The sequence below is a fragment of the Kitasatospora sp. NPDC007106 genome, from assembly GCF_040634455.1.
GTDB classification, from domain to species: Bacteria; Actinomycetota; Actinomycetes; order Streptomycetales; family Streptomycetaceae; genus Kitasatospora; species Kitasatospora arboriphila.
The window spans coordinates 1-1,148 of the sequence record NZ_JBEYFP010001391.1; the positions used below are offsets into that span (position 1 = coordinate 1).

At 78.1% G+C, this 1,148-nt stretch carries 1 protein-coding gene and 1 pseudogene; one reads left to right on the top strand and one right to left on the bottom strand.

The genetic code is table 11. The features are described from left to right. Positions 1-720: pseudogene (locus ABZ641_RS38735) on the bottom strand (glycoside hydrolase family 65 protein); the annotation flags it as partial. A 210-nt stretch (positions 721-930) separates the two neighbouring features. Between ABZ641_RS38735 and ABZ641_RS38740 the strand changes: the two are divergent. Further along, on the top strand, positions 931-1,148 hold a 218-nt coding region (locus ABZ641_RS38740), incomplete at its 3' end, for a helix-turn-helix transcriptional regulator (protein WP_359989394.1).

Sequence of the window (1,148 nt, forward strand, 5' to 3'; positions counted from 1 at the left end):
CTGCGCCGCCCGGCCGGGTCCGGTGTGCACGGCGGTGACGGCGGGGACGGGGGCGCCGGCACGGTGGGCGCGGGTGCGGGCGGCGAGGGCGATGCGCCGCGGCGGGTCGGCCGTGGCGACCTCCAGCAGGAGCAGGCCGTCGGGTCCGGCGCCCTGCTCCACCGGGTGGAGGTGGTGCCTGGTCAGCCCGTGGTAGCGGGCCACGCCGGAGTTGGTGACGGTGCCGTCCAGCGCCGAGCGGACCTCCAGCGGCCCGGACCAGTTCTCCGGCAGCAGCTCGGTCTCCAGGGCGACCAGGTGCGGCCGGGCCTGGCTGGCGATCCTTCGCTGGACGAGCCGGGTCCGCCGGCCATCGCCGTCCTCCACCAGGGCGTGCCGGGTCAGGACGCCCCGGCGCAGGTCGAGCACCAGGCGCTGGGCCGCGGGCGGGCCGGTGAACCAGGTGCCGCCGGCCGGCCGGAAGGTGAGCGGCAGCCAGTTGGGGCAGTTGACCAGGTCCTCGTTCTCGACCTGCCGCCCGCCGACGGCGGTGGCCGTGCGGTCGTAGCAGCCGGCCAGGTACGTGCCCGGGTAGTGGACCCCGTCGGCGGTGGACTCCGGTGCGGCGCCGCGGGTGACCAGGTAGCCGTTCCCCACCGCGCAGAGCGTCTCGCGCACGCCCTCCGCGGCCGGGTCGAAGCCCTCGTACGCGAGCTGCCAGTCCTCCGCGGGACTGCGCACCGCTCCACCTCACCCTCGCGACGGCATCCCCGGGCAGCCACGCTATGCCGCCGTTCGGGCGGCCGCATCCGGTTGCGCACGGCCGCCGCCGGCAGGCCGCCGGCCGTTCGGCCCCGGCGGGGAGGCCTCCGGCCTGGCGTCCGGGGTGCCGCGGCCCCACGCTGGACAGCAGGGGGCACCGGAGCGTCGCCGCACGAACGGGCACCGGACATGAACGAGACCACCAGGACCCCGGCCGCCGCCGAGCAGGCCGCCGGCCACCCGGACGACATCGCCCGGCGGGTCGTCAGCCGCTGCCGGCAGCTCGGGCTCGGCCAGGACGAGGCGGCCGCCCGGGCCGGCATGTCGCCGCGCTACCTCGGCCAGCTGCTGGACTTCGGGCCGGGCTTCGACCCGGGCGCGGTCTTCCGCCTCGCCCGGGTCCTCGG